The organism is Oerskovia sp. Root918 (assembly GCF_001428945.1).
Classification (GTDB): Bacteria; Actinomycetota; Actinomycetes; order Actinomycetales; family Cellulomonadaceae; genus Oerskovia; species Oerskovia enterophila.
In genome coordinates this window covers 76,533-100,925 of the sequence record NZ_LMJG01000002.1, presented here as the reverse complement: position 1 = coordinate 100,925, position 24,393 = coordinate 76,533, and the positions used below count along the sequence as shown (strand labels likewise).

Sequence of the window (24,393 nt, the reverse complement as noted above, 5' to 3'; positions counted from 1 at the left end):
AAGAATGCGACCGATGCCCTCCACCACCTCCAGACCGAGCGCGTCCTCGGCTGACACGCCCGGCGGTCCCGACGGCGATGCTCCTGTACGCGGCCTCGGCCACCGTGCCCGGGCCACGGACGGCGGCCCTCCCGCCGGACCACCCGTGGTCGGTGGCTCGGCGCCCACCACCGGGCGGTCGGTGCCGGCCGGGTCCCGGCTGTCCACCTGGGCGTCGCTGCGCCGGCTCTACCCGTACGTGCGCCCCGCGGTGCCGCGCCTCGCCGGCGGGCTGCTCTCAGCGCTCGGCGCCAGCCTCGCGGCGCTCGCGATCCCGCAGGTTCTCCAGTCGCTCGTCGAGGGGCCGCTCGCCGCCGGAGCCTCGGCCCACGACCTCCGTGCGCTCGTGGTGCCCGTCGTCCTGGTGCTGCTGCTCGGCGTGGCCGAGGCAGGGTTCGTGCTGCTGCGCCGGAACCTCGTGATGTACCCGGGCACGCGCATCGAGGCAGACCTGCGGCTCGCGTTGTTCAGGCACCTGCAGGACCTTCCCGCGGCGTTCCACGACCGGTGGCCTGGTGGCCAGCTCCTCAGCCGGATCATGGGCGACCTCGGTCTGCTGCGCCGATGGCTCATCTTCGGCCTGCTGCAGCTCGTGGTGAGCGCGGTGACGATCGTCGTGGGCGTCGCGATCCTGCTCTCCACGGTGGGCTGGCTCGGGCTCGTGTACCTCGCCGGTGCCGTGCCGGTCACGGTGATCGCGTTCCGGTTCTCGCGCCGCTACCGGGTCATCGCGCGGCTCTCTCAGGACCAGTCCGGTGACCTGGCCACGACGGTCGAGGAGTCGGTGCACGGCATCCGGGTGCTCAAGGCCTTCGGGCGCGGTGGCAGCGCCCTCCAGTCCTTCACCGGCCAGGCGGAGGAGCTGCGACGCACCGAGATCCGCAAGGCCGGCAACCAGGCCACGGTGACGACGTCGCTGCAGATGATCCCGGAGATCACGCTGGCGGTGTGCCTGGTGCTGGGGTCGATCCTCGCGGTCCGCGGTGACATCACGCTGGGGAGCCTCGTCGCGTTCTTCCTCACCGCCGCCGTGATCAACGGCCCGGTCGTCGACCTCGGCATGACGCTGTCGATGACGCTCAACGCGCGCACCGCCGTCGACCGATTCTTCGAGGTCATGCAGACGCCGAACGACCTCACGGACCCGCAGGACCCGGTCGAGGTCGGCCCGGCTCGGGGGCACGTGGAGCTGCGTGACGTCTCCTTCCGGTTCGGCGACGCGACCGAGCCCCTGCTCTCCCATCTCGACCTGGACCTGCCCGTGGGGACGACGACGGCGCTCGTCGGGCTCACCGGTGCGGGCAAGTCGACCCTGGCGATGCTGGTACCCCGCATCGCGGACGTCACCGGTGGCCAGGTGCTGCTCGACGGGGTCGACGTGCGCGCCATGCGCCGCACGGACGTGCGCCGCGCCGTCGCCGTCGCGTTCGAGGACCCCACGCTGTTCTCCGCCTCGGTGCGGGACAACGTGCTGCTCGGTGTCCCCGAGGTGGGTCCCCACGCGGTGCCCGACGCAGAGCGCGAGCGCCGGCTGCACGAGGCGCTCGAGGTGGCGCAGGCTGGGTTCGTCGCCGACCTTCCGCAGGGCGTCGAGACGCTCATCGGCGAGGAGGGGCTGTCCCTGTCGGGCGGCCAGCGGCAGCGCCTGGCGCTCGCGCGGGCCATCGCCGTGCGCCCCGCGGTGCTCGTGCTCGACGACCCGCTCTCCGCGCTCGACGTCACGACCGAGGAGGCCGTGACCGGCCGGCTGCACGAGGTGCTCGACGGGACCACGACCCTCGTGATCGCGCACCGGCCCTCGACCGTCGCGCTCGCCGACCGCGTCGCCGTCCTGCAGGACGGTCGGATCACCGCCGTCGGCACGCACTCCGACCTCCTGGTCGCCGACCCGCACTACCGGTACGTGATCTCGAGCCTCGAGGAGGACTGGGAGCAGGCCGCGACCCAGGGCGCCCCGGGTGACGGACCCGAGGTCCACGTGGACGACGACCCGAAGGAGGCCCACCCGTGAGCGGACCGACCACCCCGGCCGAAGCGCCCCGTCGGCCCACCGATGCAGCGACCGACGACGCCACGCGGCTCGACCGCGAGACCTCCGCGGCCGTGCGTGCCCGTTCGATGCGACTGCTCGGAGACCTGCTGCGTCCCCGCAAGCGGGCCCTCGCGTGGGCCGGGGTCCTCGTCGTGATCTCCACGCTCGGTCAGGTGGCCGGGCCGTGGCTCGTGTCTCTCGCGATCGACGTCGCCGTCCCCGCCCTCGCGGACGGCCGGGCCGTGCCGCTCGTACTCGTCGGCTCCGCGTATCTCGTGGCCGCCGTCGTGGGCGGGCTGTGCGCGGGCGCCTACGTGCGGTCGGCCGCGCGCATCGCCCAGGGCGTGCTGCTCGCCCTGCGCCGCCGCGTGTTCCGGCACACGCAGCTGCTGTCGCTGGACTTCCACGAGTCGTACACGTCGGGCCGTATCATCAGCCGCCAGACGTCCGACCTCGAGGCCCTTCGTGAGCTGCTCGACGGCGGCCTCACGGGGGTCGTGTCCTCGCTCATGCTCATGCTGTTCACCGGCCTGGGGCTGTGGTTGCTCGACCCGGTCTCGGGGCTCGTGCTCGTCGTGGCGCTCGTGCCCGCGTGGCTGCTCACCCGATGGTTCCAGAAGCACTCGCAGCTGTACTACCGCCAGCAGCGCACCACGTCGGCCCGGCTCATCGTGAAGTTCGTCGAGACGATGACGGGCATGCGTGCCGTGCAGGCGTTCCGTCGCGAGGCCACGACCGAGGCGGAGTATGACCGGCTCGGTGAGGAGTACCGCGACGCGAACCTGCGGATCTTCAGCGTCAACGGGCGGTATCAGCCTGGCCTCGTGCTGATCGGCAACGTCGCCGTCGCTGCGGCGCTCGCCGTCGGCGGGTGGAGGGTCTACCAGGGGTCGCTGGACGTCGGCGTGCTGGTCGCTGCGCTGCTCTACGTCAAGCGGTTCTTCCAGCCGATCCAACAGCTCGGCATGTTCTACAACTCCTTCCAGTCCGCGACGGCGGCCCTGGAGAAGGTGTCCGGGCTCCTGGCCGAGGAGCCCACCGTCGTCGAGCCCACGAGGCCGACGCCCCTGCCGCACGCGCGCGGCGCGCTGCGGCTCGACGACGTGACGTTCCGGTACGGCGACGGGCCGGTCATCCTGCCCGACCTCGACCTCACGATCCCCGCGGGTCAGACGGTCGCGCTGGTCGGCACCACGGGGGCCGGCAAGTCGACGCTGGCCAAGCTCGTCACCCGGTTCTACGACGCCACCGAGGGCAGCGTGCAGCTCGACGGGGTGGACCTGCGTGACCTGTCGACCACGGACCTCCGGCGCGCGGTGGTCATGGTGACGCAGGAGGCCTACCTGTTCAGCGGGTCCGTCCGCGAGAACATCGCGCTCGGGCGGCCCGACGCGACACAGGCCGAGATCGAGGACGCCGCCCGTGCCGTCGGTGCGCACGAGTTCATCATGGCGATGCCCGAGGGCTATGACACCGAGGTGAACAAGCGGGGCGGACGGGTCTCCTCGGGGCAGCGCCAGCTCCTGAGCTTCGCGCGCGCCTTCCTCGCGGACCCGGCGGTGCTCGTGCTCGACGAGGCGACCAGCTCGTTGGACGTCCCGGGCGAGCGGTTGGTGCAGCACGGCCTCCAGACCCTGCTCGCGGACCGGACGGCGATCATCATCGCGCACCGGTTGTCCACGGTGGCCATCGCGGACCGTGTGCTCGTCATGGAGCACGGGCGCATCGTCGAGGACGGTTCGCCCGCCGACCTCGCGGCAGGGAGCGGCCGGTACGCGACCCTGCACGAGGCATGGCGGGAGTCGATGGCCTGAGGCGCGGGCGCCCGTCCCGAGCGCTGAGTGCATGGTTCGGCTGCGACTCGCCGGGCGTGTCGCAGCCGAACCATGCACTCGACGTCGGGCGCCGGGCTAGGGCACGAGCCGGTGCAGGTCGCGCGGGAACAGCGTGACCTCCCGGACGTTCGCCGCCCCCGTCAGGCGAGCCGTCCAGCGCTCGAGGCCGATCGCGAACCCGCCGTGCGGCGGCATGCCGTGCTCGAACGCCTCGAGGTAGGTCGCGTACGCGGCCGGGTCCTCGCCACGGGCCGTGATCGCTGAGACATAGTCCGCGTGCCGGTGCAGCCGCTGCCCGCCCGTGACGAGCTCGAGACCGCGGAAGAGCAGGTCGAAGCTGTTGCTCCACCGCGCGTCGTCGGGCTGGGGGTGCGTGTAGAAGGGGCGCTTGGCCATCGGAAAGCCCTCGACGGCGAGGAAGTCGCTGCCGTGCTCGGCGAGCGCCCACCTCCCCAGGGCGCGTTCGTGCTCGGGGGCCAGGTCGGGCTCGTCCGCGGGCGCGCCGACCAGGGCCAGGGCCTCGGCGAAGTGGATCACCGGGATCTGGTCGGGCACGACCGGGACCTCGAACCCCTGGGCCGCGACCGCTCCTGCCGCGAGCTCGTGCACCCCCGCGACCATGCCCGCCAGGACGTCGCGCAGCACCCGCAGCACGTCGCGGTGGTCGTGCACGAACCCGAGCTCGACGTCGAGCGAGACGTACTCGGCGAGGTGGCGGACCGTGTCGTGCGGCTCGGCGCGGAAGACCGGCCCCACCTCGTACACGCGCTCGAACACCCCGACGAGCTGCTGCTTGTAGAGCTGGGGGCTCTGCGCCAGGAAGGCGGGACCGCCGAAGTAGTCGACCGCGAACACGTCCGCCCCCGACTCGGTCGCCGACGCGACGATCTTGGGAGAGTGGACCTCGGTGAACCCCTGCGCGTCGAGCACCTCCCGGAAGCCCCGCAGCGACGCGGCCGCGACCTCCCACCGGGCGCGCTGGGCGGGATGGCGCCACGCGACCGCCGCGTGGTCGAGCAGGGTCGGCAGCGCCACGTCGAGCGCAGGACGCCACAGCTCGACGGGAGGGGTCCTGGCCGGGTCGGTCAGGGGGACGACGGTCGGCGCGGTGACCTCGATCCCCCCAGGCGCCTGGGCGTTCGCCGTGGCGACCCCGGTCACCTCGACCACGGTCTCCTCGGGCGGCAGGTCTTGTCCGTCTCTCGCGCGCACGACGACCTGGGCGAGGCCCGACCGGTCGCGCAGGACCAGGAAGGTGACCGCAGCGAGCTCGCGGCGGCGGTGCACCCAGCCGCGGAGCGTCACGGACGTGCCGGGCGGCACGGAGGAGAGGTCGGCGGCGAGGGTGCGGGAGCCGGGAAGCGCGACGGGTGGGGTGGGTGGTCTCATGGTTCCTCCAGCAGGCGAAGGCCCGGGAGGAGCGGGCGGGGGCTAGGTCGCTGTGCCACCACTCCTTCGCCGGGAGGTCCCGGCCTCTCGTCGGTACGCCGCACGCGCGGGGGACGCCCGCCCGTGCTGCGAGAGCCGGGCCGAGGGTCGTCACGCCTCACGTCCACCGGTCCCGACCCTACCCACGGTGCAGCCGGGGCGTCGCGGGAATTCTCCGGGCGGACGCCGGGTGCATGGTTCGGCTGCGACACGCTCGGCGAGCAGCAGCGGAACCATGCACTCAGCGTGCGCGGCACCTCCCGTTCACCCGCTCTCGCTACGGTCGCACCATGACCGCAGAGCCCGCCCGGCCCTCTCGGCCCGCCCCGCTCGCCCGGCGCCTGGGGCTGGCCGACAGCGTCGTGATCGGCGTCGGCTCGATGCTCGGCGCCGGAGTGTTCGCGGTCTTCGCCCCGGCGGCCGCCGCGGCCGGGTGGTGGCTCCTCGCGGGGCTCGCGCTCGCGGCCCTGGTCGCCTACGCGAACGCGACGTCCACGGCGCAGCTCGCGGCTCGCTACCCGACGTCGGGCGGGGCCTACGCGTACGGGCGTGAACGCCTGGGGCCGTGGTGGGGTTTCGCCGCGGGGTGGTCGTTCGTCGTCGGGAAGACGGCCTCGTGCGCGGCCATGGCCTTGACCTTCGCGGCCTATGCCGCCCCCGGCGCGCAGCGACCCGTGGCCGCGCTCGTCGTCGTGGCGCTGGTCGCCGTCAACGCCCGGGGCGTGACCCGCACGGCCCAGGTGACGCGCCTCCTGGTCGCCGTGACGGCGCTGGTGCTGGTGCTCGTGGTCGTCGTCGCGTGGCAGGCCCCCGTCGCAGGGGCCGCGCCGGGGGCGGGAGCACCCCTGGGGCCGTACGGGGTGCTCCAGAGCGCGGGACTGCTGTTCTTCGCGTTCGCCGGGTACGCACGGATCGCGACGCTCGGTGAGGAGGTGCGGAACCCGCGGGTCACGATCCCGCGTGCGATCCAGCTCGCGCTCGGGATCGTGGTGGTCGTGTACGTGGTGGTCGGGGTCGGCGCGCTGCGGGCGCTCGGCGTGGACGGCCTCGCCGGCTCGACGGCGCCGCTCGCCGACGTCGTCGGCGCGGCCGGGTGGCCCGGCGGGGACCTGATCGTGCGGGTCGGCGCCGCCGCGGCCTGCGGGGGAGCGCTGCTGGGGCTCGTCGCCGGGGTGGGGCGGACGACGCTCGCGATGGCGCGGGAGGGCGACCTGCCGCGCCCGCTCGCGGTGGTGCACCCGGTCCACCGGGTGCCCGCGCGCGCCGAGGCCGTGCTGGGGGTCGTCCTCGTCGTCCTCGTCCTGGTCGCCGACCTCCGCACGGCCGTCGGGTTCTCGTCCTTCGCGGTGCTGACGTACTACGCGGTCGCCAACCTCGCGGCCCTCACGCAGGGGCCCGACGACCGTCGCCGGCCCCGCGTCCTCCAGGTCCTGGGACTCGTCGGGTGCGTGGTGCTCGCCGCCTCGCTCCCGCCGGCGTCCGTGCTCGCGGGTGGGGCGGTGCTCCTCGTGGGGCTGGCCGGACGAGCCGTCGTCCGGGCCGTCGCGGGGCGGACGCCCAGCCCATGAACCGGCTGCGACGCGTCCGGTCGCGACGTCCCAGCCCTCGCGCCAGGACGCCCGCGGGGTGACGATGGACGTATGTCCAGCGTCGGACCGGTCGTTGTCGGGTATGACGGGTCGCCCTCGGCGACCTCTGCGGTGCGCTGGGCTGCGCGCGAAGCCCGACGGCGCAGCGCCCACCTCGAGGTCGTCTTCGCCCGCGACGCGCACGACTCCCACCTGGAACCCTCGCTGCCGGGCGGAGGGGACGACGCGCAGGCCGGAGCCCGGGCGCTCGCGGACCGCGGCCGTGGCAAGGCGCTCGAGGTCGAGCCGGACCTCGAGGTCGAGGCGACCGTCGAGTACACGACCCCTGCGGCGACCCTGGTCGGGGCGTCGCTCGACGCCTCGGTCGTGGTCGTCGGCTCCGGGGACCACGGGCGGGTGCGCGGCGAGCTCGGCGGCTCGGTGGCGCTCGCGGTCGCCGCCCACGCGCACTGCCCGGTCGTCGTGGTGCACGGCGACGTCGAGGCGTTGCGCGACGTCAACCTGCCCGTCGTGGTGGGGGTCGACGGGTCGGCGGCCTCGACCGACGCGCTGCTCCACGCGGCCGAGGTGGCCGTCTCGCGGCAGGCGTCCCTGCGAGTGGTGGTCGCCTGGTGGACGCGGGCCTCCGCGCATCTCGAGAGCTACGTCGCTGCGGAGTTCCCGCGCGAGCGTGCCGAGCAGGGCGCCGAGCGGCAGCTCGCCGCGGCGCTCGCGCAGGTGCGCGAGGCGTTCGAGGGCATCGAGGTCGAGGGGCAGACGGTCGAGGCCTACCCGGCCCCCGCGCTGGTCAGGGCCTCGGAGGGGGCCGAGCGGCTCGTCGTGGGCTCGCGAGGCAGGGGAGGGTTCGCGGCTCTCGTCCTGGGATCGGTGAGTCACGCGCTGGTGCGTGACGCGCACTGTCCCGTGACGATCGTGCGCTGAGCGCGACCGCCCTTCTCGAGTGATCCCGACCACATCTTCGGGTCCGAGGGTTTCACCCGGTCCAGATGTTTGGTTAGGCTCACCTCTGTGAGCCAGACCTTACCGGGAGCCGACGACGCCACGGCAGCCCAGGACCCCGCCCGACCGGCCCTCGCCGGTGCCGGGCTGAGCCTCGGGTACGACGGGAACGCCGTCGTGCACGACGCCTCGCTGCGACTGCTCCCCGGACAGGTCACCGCGCTGATCGGGCCCAACGGGAGCGGCAAGTCGACGCTCCTGCGCTCGCTCGCCCGGCTCCACAAGCCGCTCGCAGGCACCGTGAGCCTGCCCGACGTCCCCGACGCGCTCGCGCTGCACCCCAAGGACTTCGCGCGCCGCGTGACGCTGCTCTCGCAGAGCAGGCCCACGCCCAACGGCGTGAGCGTGCGCGACGTCGTCGGGTACGGGCGCCACCCGCACCGGGCACGCTTCCGCTCCACGGATCCCGACGGCGCCCGCGCGATCGCCTGGGCCATGGACGTCACGGGCGTCGCGGCCATGGCGGGACGCGGCGTCGACGAGCTGTCGGGCGGCGAGCTCCAGCGTGTGTGGCTCGCGACGTGCCTCGCGCAGGACACGGGCGTGCTGCTCCTCGACGAGCCCACGACCTACCTGGACCTGCGCTACCAGGTCGAGATCCTCGACCTGATGCGCGACCTCGCGGACGATCACGGCGTGGCCGTGGGCGTCGTGCTGCACGACCTCAACCAGGCGGCTGCGGTCGCCGACCACGTGGTCCTGCTCCAGCGCGGCGTCGTCCGCGCCGCGGGCGAGGCCGTGGACGTCCTGACGGCCGACGCCCTGAGCGAGACCTACGGCATCCGCATCGAGGTCACGCACGACCCGCTGACGGGCACGGTGCAGACCGCGCCCGTCGGGCGGCACACGACCCGCAGGCTCGTCGCCGTCCCCTGACGACCGAGCCGACGAACCCCGTGCCGCCGCGCACCCCCGCGCGGTGGCCCACCGAGCCCGACGCCGCCACGGCGCGGGCCGCACCTCAAGGACACAGGACCCCCATGCGAACGACCCTCCGGACCGGCCTGCCCGCCGTCCTGCTCGTGACAGCGCTCACCCTCACCGCGTGCGGCACCACGGAAGAGGCCGACGCCGGCTCGGCCGACGCGACCGCAGCCTCCGACGCGGGCCCTGTCACGTTCACCGATGAGCGCGGCGAGCAGACGCTCGACGCCCCGGCGACCGAGGTCGTCTCGCTCGAGTGGGGCCTCACCGAGAACCTGCTCGCGCTCGGCGTGGACGTGGTGGGTCAGGCCGACGTCGAGGGCTACAACACCTGGGACACCTCGGTGCCCCTCGACGCGTCGACCCCGGACGTCGGGATGCGCGGCGAGCCGAGCCTCGACGCGATCTCGGCGCTCGAGCCCCAGCTCATCGCCGTCACCACCGACACGCCCGACAACGTGATCGACCAGCTCGCGGACATCGCGCCCGTCGTGACGCTGCGCGGCTCGGACGGCACCGACCCGATCGGGTACATGCGCCAGACCGTCGAGACGCTCGCGACCGCGACGGGCACCGAGGACGAGGGCGCCGAGCTGCTCGCGGGCTTCGACACCAAGGTCGCCGAGGGCAAGAAGGCCCTCGACGAGGCCGGCGTCGCGGGCGCCTCGTACGTCATGGCCGACGGCTGGGTCAACAACGGCACCGTCTCGGTGCGCATGTACACCCCCGGCTCGTTCCTCGGCGCGATCGGCGCCGAGCTGGGTCTCGCGAACGCGTGGACCGGCGAGGGCGACCCCGACTACGGCCTCGCGCAGACCGACGTCGAGGGCCTGACCGCGCTGAGCGACGTCCAGTTCGTCTACGCCGCGAGCGACTCCGAGGCAGACCCGTTCGCGGACGGCCTCAAGGACAACGCGATCTGGCAGCAGCTCCCCTTCGTCGCGGCCGGTGACGTGCACCGCATCCCCGACGGCATCTGGATGTTCGGCGGCCCGGCCTCGGCGGGCGCCTACGTCGACGCGCTCGTCGCGGCACTGACCCAGTGAGCACGAGCGCCCCGGGGGAGCTCTCGACGGCCCGGAACGAGGTCCCGGACGACGCCTCGGGACTCCTGGCCCCGCCGGTTCCCCCGGGGCGCTCGCGCGTCCGGTTCCGCCTGACGGTCGCCTCGGCGTTCGTCGTCGCGATCCTCGTCGTCCTGGTGCTGGCCGCGATCCACCTCACGCAGGGGACGGCCGACGTCGGGCTCGGCGACCTGCTGAGGCTCGTCGTGGGCGGCGAGGCCGACGGCGACACGGACCGGACCGTCGCGGCCGTCCTGGTCGCCTCGCGACTGCCACGCCTGCTCGCGGGCCTGCTCGTGGGCGTCTCGCTCGGTGCGGCCGGAGCCGCGCTGCAGTCCGTGGCGCGCAACCCGCTCGCCTCGCCCGACACGCTCGCGGTCAACGCGGGCGCCTACGTCGCGGTCGTGGGCGCGGCCGTGATCGGCGTGACGCTGCCGTTCTACCTCTCGGGGACCCTCGCGCTGGTCGGTGGCCTCGCGGCATCGGGCCTCGTGCTCGTCCTGGCCCGCAGTGGTGCCGCCGGGCCGACCCGGCTGATCCTCGCGGGCTCCGCGATCACCCTGGCCCTGCACTCCCTGACGACCGTGCTGCTCGTGCTGTTCCAGCAGGAGACCATGGGCCTCTTCGCGTGGGGGAGCGGTTCGATCGTCCAGTCCGGCACGTCGCAGGTCGCGCTCGCTGCCCCGCTCGTGGTCGTGGGCCTCGGCGGCCTGATCCTCGTGGCCCACCGCCTGGACCTCCTGGCGCTGGGGGACGACACCGCGACCGTCCTCGGGATCGACGTGCGTGCCACGCGCGTCGTGACGATCCTGCTCGCGGTCCTGCTGTCCGCGACGGCGGTCACGGTCGCGGGCCCGGTCGGGTTCGTGGGCCTGTGCGCCCCGGTGATCGTGCGCCTCGTGGCGCGCAAGGTGCCGGGGCTCAACCGGCACCGCGTGCTCATCCCCCTCTCGGGGATCGCGGGCGTGATCGTCATCCTGGGTGCCGACGTCCTGCTGCGGCTGGTGCTTCCCGGCACCTACGGTGTCGCGGTCCCGACGGGCGTCATCACGACCGTGTTCGGCGCCGCGACGCTCGTGTGGCTCGCGCGCCGCCTCAAGGACTCGGGCCCCGCCGCGGGGACCCGGGCCGCGCACGTCCGGCCGCGCACCGCGCGTCGGACCCTGGTCGTGACGGCCGTCCTGGTCGCGCTCCTGGTCGCGGCCACGATCGCCGCGCTCCTGCTGGGCGACCGGCTCCTGCTCACGGGCGACGTCCTCAACTGGGCCGCCGACCGGGCGGGCAAGCAGGTCTCCTTCGTGCTCGACCAGCGCTTCCCGCGTGCGCTCGCGGCGATCCTCGCGGGTGCCGCCCTGGGGCTGGCGGGAACCGTGGTGCAGGCCGTGTGCCGCAACCCGCTGGCCGAACCGGGGCTGCTCGGCGTGACCGCGGGTGCCGGCCTGGGGGCCGTCGCGGTCGTCCTGCTCGTGCCCGGCGTCGGCATCATGGGCATGTCCGCGGCGGCCGTGGTCGGCGCGCTCGGGACGTTCGCGATCGTCTACCGCCTGGCCTACCGGGGCGGGCTGAGCTCGGACCGCCTCGTGCTCATCGGCATCGGCATGAGCGCGGGGGCCACGGCCCTGACGACGCTCGTGATCGTCGTGGTGGCGCCGTGGAACCTCAACCTCGCGCTCACCTGGCTGTCCGGGTCCACGTACGGGCGCACGCTCGAGCACGTGGTCCCCGTCGTGCTCGCGCTGCTCGTGGTCGTGCCCGTCGCGGTCCTCCACCGGCGCGAGATGGACGTCCTGGCGCTCGACGAGGACACCCCGCGGGTCCTGGGCCTGCGGCTCGACCGCACGCGCCTGCTGCTCCTGGGCGCGAGCGCGGTCCTGACCGCGGCGGCGGTCTGCGCGGTCGGCGTCGTGGGCTTCGTGGGGCTCGTCGCCCCGCATGCCGCGCGTGCCCTCGTCGGTTCCCGCAACGGTCGCGTCATCCCGGTCTCGATGCTGCTCGGGGCCGTCCTCGTGAGCGTCGCCGACACCGTGGGACGCACGGTCATCGCGCCTGCCCAGATCCCCGCGGGCCTGACGACCGCGCTCATCGGTGCGCCGTACTTCGTGTGGCTCCTGTGGCGCAGCCGAGGCCGCGAGGCGTGAGAGTGATCCCGGCCACAGGTGCGGGTCCGGGGTTCACCCGGGCCCAATGTTTGGTTAGGCTCGCCTACGTGAGCCAGACCAGTGTCGTGACCGAGCAGGAGATCTCCCCGTTCCGCATGTTCGACGTGCAGGTGCGACGGGTCGAGCGTCTGGCTCCCAGCTTCCTGCGCGTGACCTTCACGGGCCACGACCTGCACGAGTTCGCCGACAACGGCCTGGACCAGCGCATCAAGCTCGTCCTGCCCGCGGCCGACGGCGGCTACGAGCACCTCGACCGCACGGGCGAGTGGTACGCCGCCTGGCGTGCCCAGCCCGAGGAGCGTCGCAACCCGCTGCGCACCTACACCGTGCGCGCGGTGCGCCCCGAGCTCGCCGAGGTGGACGTCGACCTGGTCCTGCACGGCGACGCCGGCCCCGCGTCCCGGTGGGCGCTCGCGGCGCGCCCCGGCACCGAGGTCGTCCTGCTGGGCCCCAACGGGCTGTGGACGGGCGCGCACGGCGGGGTCGAGTTCTCGCGCCCCGTCCGCAGCCACGCGCTGCTCCTCGCGGGCGACGAGACCGCTGTCCCCGCGATCGCCTCGATCCTGGGGGCCCTGCCTGCGGACGAGGTCGGCGAGGTCTTCCTCGAGGTCCCGCACGCGGGCGACGTCCTGCCCGTCACGGCGCCTGCCGGCGTGAACGTCACCTGGCTCGCCCGCGAGGGGCGCGCCCACGGCGACCTGCTCGTCCCCGCGGTCCGTGAGGCGGCAGACCGTCTGCTCGAGCGCAACGTGTGCGGGGCGACCCACTCGCTCACGTGCGCCGCGCGCGGGCTCGAGCGGCGCGCCGACGGGGCCGGCGACGTGGCCGAGCTCGAGGACGTCGACATCGACACCGGCATCCTCTGGGAGGTCCCCGTGGACGACGACGGCGCGCCCCTCGTCGCGTGCGCCGAGCTCTACGCGTGGCTCGCGGGCGAGGCGTCGGTCATCAAGACGCTGCGGCGCTACCTCGTGTCCGAGCGCGGCGTGGACCGTCGGTCGGTCGCGTTCATGGGGTACTGGCGAGAGGGCCGCGCCGAGGGCTGAGGCTCGAGGGCGCCGTGCCGCCGGGCCGAGCGCCCGCACCCCCTCGCCGCGGGAACCCGCGTCCTCGCTCACCCCACCGGCACGCCCAGCCCCTCGACCAGCTCGATCCCGGGCAGCAGTGCGAGCAGCGCGCCCGGCAGCAGCAGCTTGGAGCGGCGCAGCCCGCTGCCGATCAGCGCGGGTTCGCCGTCCGTGGCGACGGCCGCGTCGAGCAGCACGCGCCACCCGTCGGGGAGCCCGATCGGGGTGATCCCGCCGTGCTCCATGCCGGACTCGGCGACCGCGCGGTCCATGGGCAGGAACGACGCCTTGCGCACGTCGAGCAGCGACCGCACGCGCGTGTTCACGTCGGCCCGGGTCGTGGCTCGCACGACCGCCGCGGCGATCCTCTCGTCGCCCCCGCGTCGTCCGGCGACCAGGACGCAGTTCGCGGAGGCCGCCGGGGGAAGGTTGTGGGCGGCGTTGAGCGTCGCGGTGTCGGCGAGGTCCGGGTCGATCTCGACGACCGCGACCTGCTCGGCGACGCGCGGGTCCTGCTCGGCCCACCGGGCGAGCGCCGCGGCGACCGAGGGGGCGAGGAGCTCGGGCCGGCTCGTCGCCGGGACCCAGTCGAGGTCGCCGAGCGTCGGGAGGGCGAGCGGGCCGCTCGTGGGGCGGCTCATGCGTCGACCAGGACCTGGTAGGTCGGCGTGATGGTCGCGCGCCCGATCGTGTGGAACACGGCGTTCATGGCGACCGCGGTCGCGGTCGTCGAGGGGGTGACGTCGAGCGTCTCGACGTCGAGCGCGTGCACCGCGAACACGTACCGGTGCGGTCTGTCGCCGCGCGGGGGTGCGGCACCCAGGTAGCCCGGCCCTCCGCCGTCGTGCCGGGTCTGCACGGCTCCCGGCGGGAGGTAGCCGCCGCCGGGGGACCCCGCGCCCTGCGCGAGGGTCACGGTGGGCACGGGCACGTTGACGACGGTCCAGTGCCAGTAGCCCGCCGGGGTCGGCGCGTCCATGTCGAAGCAGCTCACGAGGAAGGAGCGCGTGGCCGCGGGGAAGTGGTTCCAGGAGAGCTCGGGCGACCGGTTGTCGCCGTCGGCCGCGTGCGTGCGCGCCATGGGCTCGCCGTCGACGACGTCGTCGCTCGTGACCGTGAAGCGCGGCACCTGGGGCAGGAGCGAGTAGGGGTCGGGGGCGAGGGGGCGGTCGGCGAGGTTCATCGTCCCATCGTGCCCGGTGGGACGGCGAGGAGCCAGGGGTGATAGGGGTCGGCACGGGCGGGCGCCGGCCGGTGATGCGTCCCGCTTGTCCGCCCCAGGAAACCACATGTTGCAGGTTTGTGCGCGTTTAGGCCCCGCTATTGACAAACTCCGTCACCACCCGCAAATCTGAGGACTGCCCGGGCGATCCTCGGGCCACGCAGTGAGTGCCACAGATGCCATGTCACGAGCGTCGATCGCCGCCGGTCCCGGCAGACCCCGGGCGCATCGCCGACCAGAGAGAAGGTCGCCATGCACGCAGTTCCACCACCCGTGAGCCCCGCCAGGGGGCTCCTGCCCGGACGCCGGCCGTCCGCTGCCCGACGGCGGACGGTCGCCTCGGCCACCGCCCTCGCCCTCGCGCTCGGCACGGCTGCCGGGAGCGTCGCCCTGACGGCTCCCGCCGCGGCCGACGCCACCAACGCCAAGCCCGCGGTCGTCCCCACGCTCAAGGAGTGGACGGGAGGCAGCGGCTCGTTCGATCTCGACGCCTCGACCCGGATCGTCGTCCCCGCCGCGCTCGAGGAGATGGGCCGGCAGGTCGCGACGGACATCGCCGAGCTCACCGCCCGCACCGTCCCCGTCGCCCTGGACGCGGCGCCGGACGACGGTGACATCGTCCTCGTCGTCGATCCCGGGCTCGTCCATGCCGCGGGCGGCGAGCGCTTCGCCGAGGAGGGGTACGTCCTCGACGTCGACCCCGAGCGTCTCACCGTGACCGCACCGACCGAGCAGGGTGCCTTCTACGGGACCCGGAGCTTCCTGCAGGTGCTCGTCCAGAGCCCGGGTCGCGGCAGCGTGCCCGTCGGGGAGTCGGTCGACTGGCCCGACTACGCCTCGCGCGGGTTCATGCTCGACGTGGGGCGGCGCTTCTTCACGCCCGAGTTCGTCCGCGACTACATCTCGATGATGAGCTGGTTCAAGCTCAACGAGTTCCAGATCCACCTCATGGACAACGAGATCAGCCCGGCGGGCGGCAACTGGGCCAACGCCCAGGCGGGCTTCCGGCTCGAGTCGGACAACCCCGCGTTCGCGGGCCTCGCGTCGACCGACGGCGCCTACGACCGCGCGGACTGGCAGTCCTTCGAGGACACCGCGGCGGCTCACGCGGTGACGATCATCCCCGAGATCGAGGGGCCGGCCCATGCGCGCTCGGTCGTCCGGTGGAAGCCCGAGCTCGGGACGAACGGCGGCAACTCCGACCACCTGGACCTGAGCAAGCCCGAGGCGACGGCCGTCATGAAGTCGATCTTCACCGAGTTCGCACCGTGGTTCGAGGGACCCGACGTGCACATGGGCGTCGACGAGTACTACGCGTCGCCCGCGCTCTTCCGGGACTACTTCAACACCATGGCTGCCCACGTCCGCAGCCTCGGCAAGCATCCGCGCGCGTGGGGCAGCTTCACCCAGATGCACGGCAACGCGAACGGGTACGACCGTGACGTCACGATCAACTCCTGGAACGGCGGCTGGTACTCGATCGAGTCGGCGTACGCCGACGGCTACCGGTTCCTCAACACCGACGACTCGACGCTGTACGTCGTCCCGTTCGCGAGCTATTACCACGGCAACGGGCTGAACAACCAGTGGCTCTACTCGTCCTGGGCGCCCAACAAGACCGGGAACAAGACCGTGCCCGAGGGGGCCGCGGAGGGGGCCATGTTCGCGGTCTGGAACGACCTCGTCCACGCCGACTACTCGCAGCAGGACGTGCACGGCCTGGTCGAGCTGTCCTTCCCGACGATCGCGCAGAAGACCTGGGACGGGGCGACGCCCGAGCTCACGTTCGCGCAGTTCTCTGCCCTCACCCGCACCCTGGGCCTGGGTCCCGGCATCGAGGTGGTCGACTTCACGCGGGGCGGCCAGCTCGCGGGCGAGCTGAGCCACGGTGCGACCGTGACGGCCTCGTCCTCGGACGAGGGCAACGGTCCCGAGCACCTCACGGACGGCCAGACGACCACGCGCTGGAGCACCCGGTCGACCGAGCCTGCCTCGCTCACCGTGGACCTGGGGTCGGTGCAGACGGTCGGCGCCGTGGAGGCCGACTGGACTGCGGCGGCAGCGGCGAGCTACACGGTCGAGGTCTCGGTCGACGGGTCGACCTGGACGCGGGCGTCCCGGCACCGCAACGAGACCGGGGCGGGGGTGGACCGGGCGACGTTCGCCGCCCAGGAGGCCCGGTACGTCCGGCTGAGCGCGGTCGTCGGCGGTCCTGACGGGGTCGGTGCGTGGCGGCTGAGCGTCCTCGGCCGTCCGGACCTTGCCCTGGGTGCCGTCGCGACGGCCTCGGGCGTCGAGGCGGGGACGACCATGACGGCGGCCAACGTCGTCGACGGTGACCCCTCGACGCGCTGGTCGGCCGACTACGGCGCACAGCCGTGGGTCCAGGTCGACCTCGGCGCGGCCCGCACGGTCGACGAGATCACGCTGCGCTGGGAGGCCGCGTCCGCGACGGCCTACCGTGTCGAGGTGTCGCAGGACGGCGCGTCCTGGTCGCCTCTGGTGACCAGGACCGGGCTCGCAGGTGGTGCGCGCACCGACGTCCTGACCGTCGCGGCGACCACCGCGCGGTACGTCAGGGTGACGACGACGACCAAGAGCCTCAGCCCGTACCTGTCGCTCTACGACCTCGAGGTGCGGGGGGCGGCGCCTGCCGAGGAGGCACAGGTGACCGCCACCGCGACCGTGCGGTGCGTGGCAGGGCGGGCCCAGGTCTCGGTCGACGTCGTCAACGACGACGTGGTGCCCGTCGACCTCGTGGTCACGACGCCGTACGGCAGCCGGAGCTTCTCCGCGCTCTCGCCCGAGAAGCGGGCGCACGTGGCGTTCAGCACGCGTGCCGTGGGTGTCGAGGGCGGCACGGCCGTCGTCGACGTCGCCCTGGCGGGCTCGCCCGAGCAGGCGGGCTCCGTCGAGGTCCCGTTCACCGGTGCCGCCTGCGGCTGACGCCTGCCGAGCACGACGACCGAGGGGTCCGGCCCGCACAGGCCGGACCCCTCGGTCGTCGTGCCGTCTGCCCAGGTCCGCCCAGGTTCGCCCAGGTCCGCCAGGTCTGCCGGGCGGGCTCAGAGGGCACGAGGGTGCCGTCGGTGCGACGTCTGTCACCATGTGCGGGTGCACAAGCGACGCAAGGGGACGACGCAGAGCGTCGTCCTGATCATCCTGGCGGTCATCGCCCCCATCGTGCTGATGAGTCAGCGGCGAGGAAGGGGGTACTTCATCCACGACACAACGATCGCCGTGGAGCTGTTCGGTGCCCTGGCCCTCGTGGCAGCGCTCGGCATCGCGATCACGGTGCGCCGTGGGGGACCGCTCTTCGGGGAGCGGGCCGCGTTCGTCCTCCTGGGGGTGTTCACGGCGGTGGGGGCCGTGCTCGGGGGCTGGCGGACGTTCGACGAGGGGCCGACCGTGCTCACGGTCCTGGGGGTCCTCGCCGGTCTCGTCGCGGTCGGGGTCTATGCGATGCTCGCGATCCGGGCCCTTCCGCGTGCCGAGTGACGTCGGTCGTCGTTCTCTCGAGCGCGGCTTGAGGGTCTGGCCTCGTCCGTGCCGCGCGCGAAGGGCTGGAATCGTTGGAACGGCGCCGATCCCCGACCAAGGCTGAGGTGGCGAGTGAGGCTTCCGGAATGCCCGGATGTCCGGTCGATAGTTGCATGCTCGTCGAACTATCAACCACCACTTGACCCCCTGTGCGGAGCGGCCCGGGCGAGTTGACACCCCCTCGAGGAGGGCGTGTACTGGAAGTGTTCGAACACCTGTTCGAATGTCTTTCGAGCGTGCAGGAGGTGTCATGACCCTGGTCGACGACGCCCTCCTGGAGGCCCTGGGCCGCTCCGCGGTCACCGCTGCGCGCGCGGCGACCGAGGTCCCCGATTCCTTCACGCCCGCACGTCCCGCAGGTTCCACGCACGCGGAGCGGGCCCTGCTCGCCCGGTCGGTGCTGCGCCGCGCCGAGCTCTCTGCCCGGCGGGCGCCGGGGGCCACGGGGGAGGAGAAGCTCCTGCCGGTCCCGGAGGAGCTGTCCGGCCTGCTGCCCTTCGGCGGGCTCCAGCGCGGTACCGCCGTGGTGGTCGACGGCTCCACCTCGCTCCTGCTCGCGCTGCTGTCCGAGGCCTCGCGCACGGGGGCCTGGACCGCGATGGTCGGCTTCCCCCGCCTCGGCGTCCTCGCGGCGGCCGAGGCCGGGATCGACCTCGGCCGCGTCGCGCTCGTCCCGTCCCCGGGACCGGACGCCGCGGCCGCCGTCGCGGCCCTGCTCGACGGGATCGACGTCGTCGTGGTCGGACCGCAGGCCGCACTGACCGACGCCGACCGCCGTCGCCTGACCTCGCGTGCCCGCGAGCGCGGCAACCTGCTCGTCGCGGCGCAGCCCTGGGCCGGTGCGCACGTGGTCCTCACGGTCCGCGCGGGGACGTGGTCGGGCATGGACCAGGGCGCCGGGTACCTGCGCCGGCGCCGGCTGACGGTCGAGCGCAGCGGGCGGGCCGGGGCGGCCCGCAGCATCGAGCGCCAGGTCGAGCTGCCGCTGCGCGCGCACGCCGTGAAGAACCCGCGGCAGGTCGAGAAGACCCCGCCCGGCCTCCGGCTCGTCGGATGAGCACCGAGGCCACGGCCACCCGCACCGCGGTCCTGTGGGTGCCGGACTGGCCGGTCGTCGCGGCCATGGGGTCGGCCCAGGTCCCCGCGCACGTGCCGGCGGCCACGCACGACGGCCGTCGGGTCCTCGCGGTCTCGGCCACCGCCCGGGCGCAGGGCGTGCGCCGGGGGATGCGACGCCGTCGGGCGCAGGAGTGCTGCCCCGAGATCGAGCTGCTCGACGCCGACGACGGCCGCGACGCGCGCGAGTTCGAGCCCGTCGCGCTCGCGGCCGAGACCGTGGTCGCGGGCATCGAGGTCGCGCGCCCGGGACTGCTGCTCCTGCCCTCGGGCGGCCCCGCGCGCTACCACGGCACCGAGGAGCGCCTCGCCCAGGTGCTCGTCGAGCGGGTCGCGCGGGACACGGGTCACGAGAGCCAGGTCGGCGTCGCCGACGGGATCCTCGCGGCCGTGCTCGCGGCGCGGGCCTCGTCGGTCGTGCCCGCCGGGACCTCGCGCGCCTACCTCGCCCCGCGCCCGCTGGGCGAGCTCGCGCACGTCGTCGTGGGTGACGCCCAGCCCGTCGCGCAGCTCGTCGACCTCCTGGGACGGCTCGGGCTGCGGACCTTCGCGGACCTCGCGGCCCTGCCCGCCGCGAGCGTGCTGTCCCGCTTCGGCGACCTGGGTGCGTGGGCCCAGCGCCTGGCCCAGGGCGAGGACCTGCGCCCGCCCGCGAGGCGCCGCATCGAGGCGGACGTGGCCGTCGAGTGCGAGCTCGACCCGCCCGCCGAGCGCGTCGACGTCGCGACCTTCGCGGCCCGGCGCCTCGCCGAGGACCTGCACGCCCAGCTCGTCGAGCGGTCGTCGTCGTGCGGTCGGCTGCGCATCACGGCCCGCACCGAGGACGGGCGCGAGCTCGAACGGACCTGGCGCTGCGACGACGGGGCCATGGGCGGGCTCACCGCAGCCCGGATCACCGACCGCGTGCGCTGGCAGCTCGAGGGGTGGCTCACGGCGTCGCGCGTCGCACTGGGGCAGCGACAGCGCCAGGAGCAGCAGCGACGACGAGGTCCGCGGCGGGGGGCTCGGGGGACCGGGCCGGACGGCGACGTGGCGTACGACGACCCGCCGGACCTGCCCGAGGACCGGCCCTCGCCGCTCGTGCGGCTCGCGATCACGGCGGAGGAGGTCGTGGCCGCGGGGGTCGAGCAGCCGCGCCTGTGGGGCGCGTCGAGCGGCGAGGACGCGCGCGCCCAGCGCGCGCTGGGCCGTGTCCAGGGCCTCCTGGGCGGGGACGGTGTGCTGAGCGTCGTCACGCAGGGCGGGCGCGACGTCCACGACCAGGTGCACCTCGCCCCGTGGGGCGACGCGGCCCCCGCGCCGCGGCGCGCGGACCTGCCGTGGCCGGGGCGCCTGCCCGAGCCCGCGCCGGCCCTCGTGCTGGACGTCCCGGAGGACGTCAGCGTCCTGGACGACGGCGGAGCGCCCGTCCGCGTGGACGTGCGCCTCGCGATGAGCGCACCGCCCGCGACCGTGCGGTGGGAGTCGGGACGTCCGCGCTCGGCCCGCGTGCTCGGCTGGGCCGGGCCGTGGCCGCTCGCCGAACGGTGGTGGAGCCAGGCGCCGCGCCGGCGGGCGTACCTGCAGGTGCTGCTCGACGACGGCCGGGGCGTGCTGCTCGCGAGCGCCCAGGGGCGCTGGACTGTGGAGGCGGTCTATGACTAGGCCCACCGGCTCGGGTGCCCGTGCGGGCGGGGCGCCCCGCTACGCCGAGCTGCACGCGCACTCGGCGTTCAGCTTCCTCGACGGCGCGAGCCACCCCGAGGAGCTCGCGGCCGAGGCGGCGCACCTGGGCCTGTCGGCGCTCGCCGTGACGGACCACGACGGCCTGTACGGCGTGGTCCGCTTCGCGACCGCGGCGCGCGCGGTGTCCTTGCCGACCGTGTTCGGTGCCGAGCTGCACCTGCCCGTCGCGCCGACCCCCGGCGCGGCCCCCGTCCTGGACGCGCCCACGGGCGTGCCGGACCCGCGGGCGTCCCACCTGCTCGTCCTGGCCCGCGGCCCGGACGGGTACCGCAACCTGTCGAGCGCGATCGCGACCGCGCACCTCGCGACGGGTCGCAAGGGCGCGGCCGACTACCGGCTCGACCAGCTCGGGGAGCAGTCGGGCGGCCAGTGGCTGGTCCTCACGGGCTGCCGCAAGGGCGCGGTGCGCTCGGCGCTGCTCACCGAGGGGCCGCAGGCCGCTCGCCGTGAGCTCGACCGGCTCGTCCAGGTCTTCGGCCCGGACAACGTGGCCGTGGAGATCACCGACTCGGGCGACCCCCGCGACAGCGACCTGTGCGACGCGCTCGCCGGGCTGGCCGCGGACGCCCGCCTGCCGCTCGTCGCGACCGGCAACGTCCACTACGCACGTCCCCGCGACGCACCCCTCGCGGGGGCGCTCGCGGCCGTGCGCGCCCGGTCGTCGCTCGACGACATGGACGGCTGGCTGCCGGGAGCCCCCACCTCGCACCTGCGCTCGGCAGCCGAGATGCTCGACCGGCACCGCCGCCACCCGCAGGCCGTGGCCACGGCTGCGGAGCTGGGCGCCGAGTGCCAGTTCGACCTGCGCCTGGTGGCCCCCGAGCTGCCGCCGTACCCGGTCCCGGAGGGGCACGACGAGAGGTCGTGGCTGCGCGTGCTCGTGGAGAGGGGCGCCGCCGACCGCTACGGCCCGCGCGACGCCGAGCACGAGCCCGGTGCCTGGCACCAGATCGACCACGAGCTCGGGATCATCGAGCAGCTCGGGTTCCCCGGGTACTTCCTCATCGTCTACGACCTCGTGGAGTTCTGCCGCGCGCGCGGCATCCTCGCCCAGGGGCGCGGCTCGGCCGCGAACTCGGCCGTCTGCTACGCGCTCGGCATCACGGCCGTGGACGCCGTGAAGCACGGTCTGCTGTTCGAGCGCTTCCTCGCGCCCGAGCGCGACGGGCCGCCGGACATCGACGTCGACATCGAGTCGGTGCGCCGCGAGGAGGTCATCCAGTACGTGTACGAGCGGTTCGGGCGCACGCACGCGGCGCAGGTCGCGAACGTCATCTCCTACCGACCGAAGTCCGCGGTGCGGGACGCCGCGCGGGCCCTCGGGCACGACGTCGGGCAGCAGGACGCGTGGAGCAAGTCGATCGAGCGGTGGGGGTCGCTGCGGGGGCCGGACCCGTCGAGCCCCGCGGCGGACCGGGCGGCCCGGGAGCGTGCCATCGCCCGGCGCGGTGCGCACGGGGCGGCCCCGGCTGGAGCCCCGGCGGGGGCCTCGACCAAGGCCCCCGCAGGGGCGGCCTCGACGCCCGCCGGCCCGCCCGTCGTCGTGACCCGCACCGCGGCCAAGGACGCCCGAATAGCCGAGGTCTGGGGGACCGGCGAACCCCGGCCACGTCAGCAGGGCCGGCAGGGCCCGTCACAGCAGCGCCCGGACCGCCCGCACGCGGGTCACTCCGACTGGACCCCGGACCTGTCGGGTCGCGTCGTCGACCCGCTGGCTCACGACGACGCGGACCGGCGGGACGACCCCACGCTGCGCTCCGACGACCCGCACGACGTCGTGCCCGCCCACCGGCCGCCGTCGGCCGCCGAGGACGGCGAGATCCCGGCCCCGGTGCTGAGCCTCGCGGAGCGCATGCTGCGCCTGCCCCGGCACCTCGGCATCCACTCGGGCGGCATGGTCATGTGCGACCGCCCCGTGATCGAGGTGTGCCCGGTCGAGTGGGCGCGCATGGAGGGGCGCACGGTCCTGCAGTGGGACAAGGAGGACTGCGCGGACGCGGGGCTCGTGAAGTTCGACCTCCTGGGCCTGGGGATGCTCACGGCGATCCGGGTAGCGTTCGAGTTGATCGCCGAGCACGAGGGCCTGGACCTCGAGCTGCACTCGCTGCCCGACGAGGACCCCGCGGTCTACGACCTGCTGTGCGCGGCGGACACGGTCGGGGTGTTCCAGGTCGAGTCACGCGCCCAGATGGCGACGCTGCCGCGCCTGCAGCCGCGCACGTTCTACGACATCGTGATCGAGGTCGCGCTCATCCGCCCCGGCCCCATCCAGGGCGGCTCGGTGCACCCGTACATCAACCGGGCGCGCGGACGGGAGAAGGTCACGTACCTGCACCCGTTGCTCGAGAAGTCGCTCGCCAAGACGCTGGGCGTGCCCCTGTTCCAGGAGCAGCTCATGCAGATGGCGATCGACGTCGCGAGCTTCAGCGCGGCCGAGGCCGACCAGCTGCGCCGCGCGATGGGGTCCAAGCGGTCGGTCGAGCGCATGGAGGCGCTGCACGGGCGACTCCTGGCGGGCATGGCGAGGAACGGGGTCGCCCCGGACGTCGCCGAGCAGATCTTCGACAAGCTCAAGGCGTTCGCGGACTTCGGGTTCCCCGAGTCGCACGCCTACTCGTTCGCGTACCTCGTGTACGCGAGCGCGTGGCTCAAGGTGCACCACCCGGCCGCGTTCTACGCGGGCCTGCTCGCGGCGCAGCCCATGGGGTTCTACTCGCCGCAGTCGCTCGTCGCGGACGCGCGCCGTCACGGGGTCACGGCGCTGCGCCCGGACGTCAACGCGTCGGGCGTCAAGGCGGGGGTCGAGCGGCTGCCTCGCGTGCCAGCGAGCCGGGCGGAGAAGGAGGGGACGCCGTCGGGCAGGGACGTGCGGCCCGACGGCGCCGCGCCCCGACGCGGTCCCCTCGCCCCGCACCCCGCCCCGCCCGACGGCGCCCCGCACCCCGACCTGTCCCTCGCGGTGCGCATGGGGCTGGGGAGCGTGCGCGGGGTGGGGGACCCGGTCGCGGAGGCGATCGTCGCGGCGCGTGCGGACGGACCGTTCACGGACCTGCGCGACCTGGTGCGTCGCGTCGACCTGACCACGGCCCAGCTCGAGGCGCTCGCGACGGGCGGCGCGCTCGAACCCCTGGGCGTGGCCCGGCGCGAGGCACTGTGGGCCGCGGGAGCGCTCGCCCAGGAGGGCCCGGACACGCTGCCGGGGGTCTCGGTCGGGGTCGAGGCGCCCACGCTGCCGGGCATGAGCGAGGTCGAGACCGCGGTCGCGGACGTGTGGGCCACGGGCGTCTCGACCGACTCGTACCCGACCCAGTACGTGCGCCCCGGGCTGCGCAGGGCCGGGGTCATCACGGTTGCGGAGGCGGTCGAGCACGAGGCAGGTCGGCGGGTCGCGGTCGGGGGAGTCGTGACCCACCGCCAGCGCCCCGGGACGGCGGGCGGCGTGACGTTCCTGTCGATCGAGGACGAGACGGGTCTGCTCAACGTCATCTGCACGCCCGGCCTGTGGCAGCGGTTCCGCCGGGTCGCGCGGTCGTCGCCAGCGCTCGTGGTGCGGGGGCGCCTCGAACGGGCCGACGGCGCCACGAACCTCCTCGCGGAGCACCTCGCGCCGCTGTCGTTGCAGGTCGCGTCCCGGTCGCGGGACTTCCAGTAGAC

Annotated in this window: 16 protein-coding genes; 13 read left to right on the top strand and 3 right to left on the bottom strand. The window is 74.3% G+C overall.

The window, feature by feature from the left end; genetic code table 11:
- The first annotated feature begins 13 nt into the window (after positions 1-13).
- Both ASE27_RS05240 and ASE27_RS05235 read left to right on the top strand, forming a co-directional pair.
- A complete protein-coding gene (locus ASE27_RS05240) occupies positions 14-2,050 on the top strand; it encodes an ABC transporter ATP-binding protein (protein ID WP_082608570.1) in 2,037 nt (678 codons plus the stop codon).
- Positions 2,047-3,885 (top strand): ABC transporter ATP-binding protein, encoded by a 1,839-nt coding sequence (locus ASE27_RS05235; RefSeq protein WP_056647043.1) that lies wholly within the window; start codon positions 2,047-2,049, stop codon positions 3,883-3,885. Before ASE27_RS05240 ends, ASE27_RS05235 begins: the two co-directional genes overlap by 4 nt.
- Positions 3,886-3,981: 96 nt before the next feature.
- Here the strand turns inward: ASE27_RS05235 and aspS are convergent, their stop codons facing one another.
- Positions 3,982-5,295, bottom strand: coding sequence for an aspartate--tRNA(Asn) ligase (gene aspS, locus ASE27_RS05230; protein ID WP_056647040.1), 1,314 nt, complete (start codon positions 5,293-5,295; stop codon positions 3,982-3,984).
- A 329-nt stretch (positions 5,296-5,624) separates the two neighbouring features.
- Here aspS and ASE27_RS05225 point away from each other — a divergent pair, with 329 nt between their 5' ends.
- The 6 genes from ASE27_RS05225 to ASE27_RS05200 all read left to right on the top strand — a co-directional run bounded on the left by ASE27_RS05225 (position 5,625) and on the right by ASE27_RS05200 (position 13,115).
- A complete protein-coding gene (locus ASE27_RS05225) occupies positions 5,625-6,902 on the top strand; it encodes an APC family permease (RefSeq protein WP_056647038.1) in 1,278 nt (425 codons plus the stop codon).
- Between the two features lie 72 nt (positions 6,903-6,974).
- Entirely contained in the window at positions 6,975-7,844 is an 870-nt protein-coding gene (locus tag ASE27_RS05220) for a universal stress protein (RefSeq protein ID WP_056647034.1), read from the top strand.
- Between the two features lie 87 nt (positions 7,845-7,931).
- The gene (locus ASE27_RS05215) at positions 7,932-8,798 is read left to right on the top strand and encodes an ABC transporter ATP-binding protein (RefSeq protein ID WP_082608569.1); all 867 of its coding nucleotides are present in this window, start codon (positions 7,932-7,934) and stop codon (positions 8,796-8,798) included.
- A gap of 104 nt (positions 8,799-8,902) precedes the next feature.
- A complete protein-coding gene (locus ASE27_RS05210; protein ID WP_056647031.1) occupies positions 8,903-9,892 on the top strand; it encodes an ABC transporter substrate-binding protein in 990 nt (329 codons plus the stop codon).
- Complete coding sequence (locus ASE27_RS05205; RefSeq protein ID WP_082608568.1) at positions 9,889-12,048, top strand: iron ABC transporter permease; 2,160 nt, start codon at positions 9,889-9,891, stop codon at positions 12,046-12,048. Before ASE27_RS05210 ends, ASE27_RS05205 begins: the two co-directional genes overlap by 4 nt.
- A gap of 116 nt (positions 12,049-12,164) precedes the next feature.
- Positions 12,165-13,115, top strand: coding sequence for a siderophore-interacting protein (locus tag ASE27_RS05200; protein ID WP_056647297.1), 951 nt, complete (start codon positions 12,165-12,167; stop codon positions 13,113-13,115).
- A 68-nt stretch (positions 13,116-13,183) separates the two neighbouring features.
- Here the strand turns inward: ASE27_RS05200 and ASE27_RS05195 are convergent, their stop codons facing one another.
- Both ASE27_RS05195 and ASE27_RS05190 read right to left on the bottom strand, forming a co-directional pair.
- A complete protein-coding gene (locus ASE27_RS05195) occupies positions 13,184-13,777 on the bottom strand; it encodes a YbaK/EbsC family protein (protein ID WP_056647028.1) in 594 nt (197 codons plus the stop codon).
- Positions 13,774-14,319: a YbhB/YbcL family Raf kinase inhibitor-like protein gene (locus ASE27_RS05190; RefSeq protein ID WP_056647025.1), complete on the bottom strand. Its 546-nt coding sequence runs from the start codon at positions 14,317-14,319 to the stop codon at positions 13,774-13,776. The genes ASE27_RS05195 and ASE27_RS05190 overlap by 4 nt, the downstream gene beginning before the upstream one ends.
- Positions 14,320-14,610: 291 nt before the next feature.
- On the opposite strand from ASE27_RS05190, the gene ASE27_RS05185 reads away from it, so the two are divergent.
- The 5 genes from ASE27_RS05185 to ASE27_RS05165 all read left to right on the top strand — a co-directional run bounded on the left by ASE27_RS05185 (position 14,611) and on the right by ASE27_RS05165 (position 24,391).
- Entirely contained in the window at positions 14,611-17,304 is a 2,694-nt protein-coding gene (locus ASE27_RS05185; protein WP_082608567.1) for a discoidin domain-containing protein, read from the top strand.
- Positions 17,305-17,472: 168 nt separating this feature from the next.
- Positions 17,473-17,856, top strand: a complete 384-nt coding sequence (locus ASE27_RS05180) for a hypothetical protein (RefSeq protein ID WP_157257389.1) — start codon at positions 17,473-17,475, stop codon at positions 17,854-17,856.
- 292 nt (positions 17,857-18,148) lie between these two features.
- On the top strand, positions 18,149-18,955 hold the full coding sequence (locus ASE27_RS05175; protein WP_056647015.1) for a hypothetical protein: 807 nt from the start codon (positions 18,149-18,151) through the stop codon (positions 18,953-18,955).
- Entirely contained in the window at positions 18,952-20,658 is a 1,707-nt protein-coding gene (locus tag ASE27_RS05170) for a DNA polymerase Y family protein (RefSeq protein WP_056647011.1), read from the top strand. The genes ASE27_RS05175 and ASE27_RS05170 overlap by 4 nt, the downstream gene beginning before the upstream one ends.
- Entirely contained in the window at positions 20,651-24,391 is a 3,741-nt protein-coding gene (locus tag ASE27_RS05165) for an error-prone DNA polymerase (RefSeq protein ID WP_056647008.1), read from the top strand. Before ASE27_RS05170 ends, ASE27_RS05165 begins: the two co-directional genes overlap by 8 nt.
- The last annotated feature ends 2 nt before the right edge of the window (positions 24,392-24,393 follow it).

Bases quoted from the DNA above. Each gene is read 5' to 3' on its own strand.
- ASE27_RS05190 (WP_056647025.1), bottom strand. From the start codon at position 14,319: ATGAACCTCGCCGACCGCCCCCTCGCCCCCGACCCCTACTCGCTCCTG.
- ASE27_RS05165 (WP_056647008.1), top strand. From the start codon at position 20,651: ATGACTAGGCCCACCGGCTCGGGTGCCCGTGCGGGCGGGGCGCCCCGC.
- ASE27_RS05175 (WP_056647015.1), top strand. From the start codon at position 18,149: ATGACCCTGGTCGACGACGCCCTCCTGGAGGCCCTGGGCCGCTCCGCG.
- ASE27_RS05225 (WP_056647038.1), top strand. From the start codon at position 5,625: ATGACCGCAGAGCCCGCCCGGCCCTCTCGGCCCGCCCCGCTCGCCCGG.
- ASE27_RS05210 (WP_056647031.1), top strand. From the start codon at position 8,903: ATGCGAACGACCCTCCGGACCGGCCTGCCCGCCGTCCTGCTCGTGACA.
- ASE27_RS05240 (WP_082608570.1), top strand. From the start codon at position 14: ATGCCCTCCACCACCTCCAGACCGAGCGCGTCCTCGGCTGACACGCCC.
- aspS (WP_056647040.1), bottom strand. From the start codon at position 5,295: ATGAGACCACCCACCCCACCCGTCGCGCTTCCCGGCTCCCGCACCCTC.
- ASE27_RS05200 (WP_056647297.1), top strand. From the start codon at position 12,165: ATGTTCGACGTGCAGGTGCGACGGGTCGAGCGTCTGGCTCCCAGCTTC.
- ASE27_RS05170 (WP_056647011.1), top strand. From the start codon at position 18,952: ATGAGCACCGAGGCCACGGCCACCCGCACCGCGGTCCTGTGGGTGCCG.
- ASE27_RS05220 (WP_056647034.1), top strand. From the start codon at position 6,975: ATGTCCAGCGTCGGACCGGTCGTTGTCGGGTATGACGGGTCGCCCTCG.
- ASE27_RS05195 (WP_056647028.1), bottom strand. From the start codon at position 13,777: ATGAGCCGCCCCACGAGCGGCCCGCTCGCCCTCCCGACGCTCGGCGAC.
- ASE27_RS05185 (WP_082608567.1), top strand. From the start codon at position 14,611: ATGCACGCAGTTCCACCACCCGTGAGCCCCGCCAGGGGGCTCCTGCCC.